This window comes from Flavobacterium sp., from assembly GCF_043778725.1.
Taxonomy (GTDB): Bacteria; Bacteroidota; Bacteroidia; order Flavobacteriales; family Flavobacteriaceae; genus Flavobacterium.
The window spans coordinates 1-3,646 of sequence record NZ_JAYWFT010000134.1 but is presented as its reverse complement, the minus strand read 5'-3'; the positions used below and the strand labels follow the sequence as shown (position 1 = coordinate 3,646).

Here is a 3,646-nt window from a genome sequence, read left to right as displayed (position 1 = left end):
ATAAAACATCATTGCTGATAAATATTCCATCATAATAACCCTCCAAATTAGTTATTCGAGTAAATGTGTTGTCTTTTAGATTAATAAAACCAATAACTCCGTTTGGTTTGTTTTCGCTTCCAAATCCATTTACATAAATTCGACTTGATTTTTTGTAGCAAAATAATCCATTGTTACCTGAAATAGTTACATCAGTTTTAATTTCTGAATAGGATTTATCAACGAGATTTACTTTGTATAATTTGTTTTTGTCGGTTGCAGAAACATACAAAGTATTGTTGTCCCAAACCACAATGTCGTTTAAGAAAGAAGTGTCTTTACTGAAGTGTATTTCGTATAATTTTGTTCCTGTTTTTAGGTCGATTGCCAGCAACCTATCAATGTCATTTACAAATAAAATGTCTTTGTTTATGGCTAATCCTTTTGGAGCGTCAAGTTTTTCTTTTACGAAAGTGGCATCTACTATTTGTCCTTTTTTGTCGAGTTTTAGAATTTGACCATCACCATCTTTAATCGTAGGATTAAATTCTTTTCCAATATCGGCAGCATAAATAAATTTACCATCAGTCACAACGCTTTCTACGTGATTGAAACCAGTAACGGTTTTTGTAGTTTGGGCATTGGTAATAATTACCATAAATAGACATACTATTAAACTTGTTTTCATTAGATTTTTCATTGTTGATTTTTTATTAGATTATTATTTAATTTTTATAAAAGTTTCGGAGCGACCAAAAAGAGATAAACCTATGTATCCTTTCACTTTCAAATTACCATTTTCTAACCACATCTTGCAACTGTACGTTTTTCCGCTTTCGCTGTCATAGACTTGACCATTTATGTATACATTATCTTTGTAAATAAAGTTTGTTAGAAAAACCAAACCCACAACATCTCTTGTTCTCAATTCTGGTTTAGGGTTTTTGGTGTCTTTCACTGGTTGTTTGGTCCAGATTATTTGCCCAAAATAGTTGTCTCCTTGTTTGTAAACTTTAATCTTCGCATCTTTCTTGGGCGACCAATATTGCCCGATGATATTTTCTGAAGATTGTGCATTGGCAAATCCTATTGAAAAAAATAGTATTATAACTAATCCTAAAATAAATTTTAAACTATGTTTTTTCATTTTTACTTTAATTTTCTTGTAAAAGTATGTGCATTACTATACTTTTGCAAGTAGTTACAACTTTGTATATTAGTTACCAAAAACATAGTGTTTTTCTATTGTTGGATTTAATAAAAATAAATTAATAAAAATTAACAAAAAATTATGGATACTTGTGAAAATTTAATGGACGCTTTAAAATTTACCCAACAAGTATTGGGTGGAAAATGGAAAATACACATCTTAAACATTCTTTATTGTGGTAAAAAAAGGTTTAAAGAATTGGAGCGTGAAGTAGTTGGTATTTCGCCAAAAATGTTGATTAAAGAATTGAAAGATTTGGAAGCATTGAATATAGTAAACCGTCAAACATTTAATACAGTACCTATAACTGTAGAATATAGTTTAACCACAGATGCAATGTCTTTGGAGCCGTTATTGACTGAATTGTTGAAGTGGTCGGTTAACTTTATAAAATTGCAAGAAGATAAAGAAAAAGAGGAAGTTTTTAAATAAAACTATAATAATTTTAGTTAGATGATTTTATTATCAGTAATTGAAAACTTATCTCTCAAAATCTTCATATCCTCGCTTACTTTTTTATCGAGAACCTTTGCATAATGCTGTGTAGTTCTTAAATTTTTGTGTCCTAACATTTTGCTTACACTTTCGATAGGAACGCCATTTGTAAGTGTTACAGTGGTTGCAAAAGTGTGTCGAGCAATATGAAAGGTTAGTTCTTTTTCAATCTCGCAAACGCCTGCAATTTCCTTTAAATAGGCATTCATTTTTTGATTTGTCAAAATTGGAAGTAGTCTGTCTTCATTATTACTTTTTGGATGGTCAGCGTATTTATCAATAATCATTTGCGTTATTGGAAGGATTGGAATTTTTGAAGCTGTTTCAGTTTTTTGTCTGTGGGTAAATATCCACTTCTCACCATCAATACCGATGCTTATATGCGATTTTGTTAAGTTTTTGACATCTATGTAAGCCAAGCCAGTAAAGCAGCTAAAAAGGAAGATGTCGCGCACTAATGATAATCTTTCGGTTTTGAAATCTTTATTGATTATATTTTGAATTTCTTCTTCAGATAGATAAACTCTTTCGACTTCTTTGACTTTGGATTTATAGTTCGCAAATGGATTTTTGTCTAGCCAGTCATTGGCCAGACAAAGCTTGATTATTTTATTGAAGTTCTTGATGTATTTTACAGCTGTGTTATTGGCACAGTTCCGAACGCTTCTTAACCAAAATTCATAATCGGTAATAAAAGCGTAATCTATTTTGTTTATCTCGATATCTGAAACTTTGTATTTCCATTGCAGGAATTCGATGGTATGTCTCAACGATGTTTTGTATCGTTCTAATGTTCCTGGTGCATATTCTTTACCAACCAATTCTTTGATTTTGTTGTTGTGGTCTTGGAATATAGGTATTAGCATTCGTTTGGTTTCAGCAGCACCAAACAATTCATTCTTCAAGTTTTCAGAACTAACTTTGATGTCTTTTTTGAATAATCTCTTTTCTGCTTCCAAAACTTGATTTTTCAAATAATCCAGATGGCTATTTATTGTTCTAGCTTCTTCATTAGTGCCCTTAACTTTAGCGCCTTCTGATGACCATCTTTCGGGATTTACATACTTGTTAGCACTAAACTCAAATCGTTTGGCTTGGATTGTTACTCTCACATAAATAGGGCAGATGCCTTCGTTGTTGGCTTTTGATCTCTTGATGTAAAAGAGAACTGATACAGTAGTATTCATAAGTGGTAACCTTTTAGTTATTATTAAATTTAAAATTTCTAATAATTACAAACAAGATGTACATATTTTGAATATGTTGTTGAACACCTTGCTGTACTGGTGGTTTTCTGTGGGAGGTGTCACTTAAATTTTTATAATTTAGTGACACCTCGAAAGACACCAAAACTTTGAGATTAAATGAATAATTTGATTATCCTAGAAACGAAAAAACCCACTAAATCGTTGAATTTAGTGGGTTTTGTAACCATTTGTATTTCTACTGGCGGAGAAAGAGGGATTTGCTACTCTTTGCTATGTGGTTGATATATTGATGATTATATATCTTATTTATTCAAGTGCCCCTATATGTGCCCCTTTAAATATTTCGTAGTTTATCAACTGTGTTGATAGGTGTAAAAATACTAAAAAAAACAATAAAAAAGACCTTTAATTGTCAAAATTTGAACTGGTTAGCTATTGTTTTTTGAACATGTAAAGTTCAAAATTTGTATAGGTTAATCAAAGTTTCTATCCAATAATTAATGGTTCAACCTGTTCCATTTTTAGGCTTGTATATTGGCAAAACTCTTCTATTGATACTAATTCATTCTGAAGCTTGTTGAGCTCTTTTCTAATATTTTGCAGCATTCTAATGCTTTGCCTATAACTCTTTCCGGTAATGCGTTGTATATCCTTCGGGTAGATGCACAATCTCTTATTATCTGTTTTCATACTCTATCTATAGCTTTGATTAGGCTTTGACTTACTTGAAGCTCCTGTTGTCCAATTTATTGGA

Annotated in this window: 4 protein-coding genes; 1 reads left to right on the top strand and 3 read right to left on the bottom strand. The window is 31.2% G+C overall.

Annotated features, from left to right (window positions below):
- Both ACH2CG_RS12880 and ACH2CG_RS12875 read right to left on the bottom strand, forming a co-directional pair.
- Positions 1-667 (bottom strand): hypothetical protein (locus ACH2CG_RS12880; protein WP_395065828.1); only part of this gene is annotated, 667 nt, incomplete at its 3' end.
- Between the two features lie 33 nt (positions 668-700).
- Positions 701-1,126 carry a DUF2147 domain-containing protein gene (locus tag ACH2CG_RS12875; protein WP_395065826.1) on the bottom strand — a complete coding sequence of 142 codons (426 nt, stop codon included), beginning with the start codon at positions 1,124-1,126 and terminating at the stop codon, positions 701-703.
- Between the two features lie 144 nt (positions 1,127-1,270).
- Here ACH2CG_RS12875 and ACH2CG_RS12870 point away from each other — a divergent pair, with 144 nt between their 5' ends.
- Positions 1,271-1,621, top strand: coding sequence for a winged helix-turn-helix transcriptional regulator (locus tag ACH2CG_RS12870; protein WP_395065824.1), 351 nt, complete (start codon positions 1,271-1,273; stop codon positions 1,619-1,621).
- Positions 1,622-1,638: 17 nt separating this feature from the next.
- On the opposite strand, the gene ACH2CG_RS12865 is transcribed toward ACH2CG_RS12870, so the two are convergent.
- Positions 1,639-2,871, bottom strand: coding sequence for a site-specific integrase (locus tag ACH2CG_RS12865; protein ID WP_395065822.1), 1,233 nt, complete (start codon positions 2,869-2,871; stop codon positions 1,639-1,641).
- Positions 2,872-3,646 lie beyond the last annotated feature (775 nt).

Bases quoted from the DNA above. Each gene is read 5' to 3' on its own strand.
- ACH2CG_RS12875 (WP_395065826.1), bottom strand. From the start codon at position 1,126: ATGAAAAAACATAGTTTAAAATTTATTTTAGGATTAGTTATAATACTA.
- ACH2CG_RS12870 (WP_395065824.1), top strand. From the start codon at position 1,271: ATGGATACTTGTGAAAATTTAATGGACGCTTTAAAATTTACCCAACAA.
- ACH2CG_RS12865 (WP_395065822.1), bottom strand. From the start codon at position 2,871: ATGAATACTACTGTATCAGTTCTCTTTTACATCAAGAGATCAAAAGCC.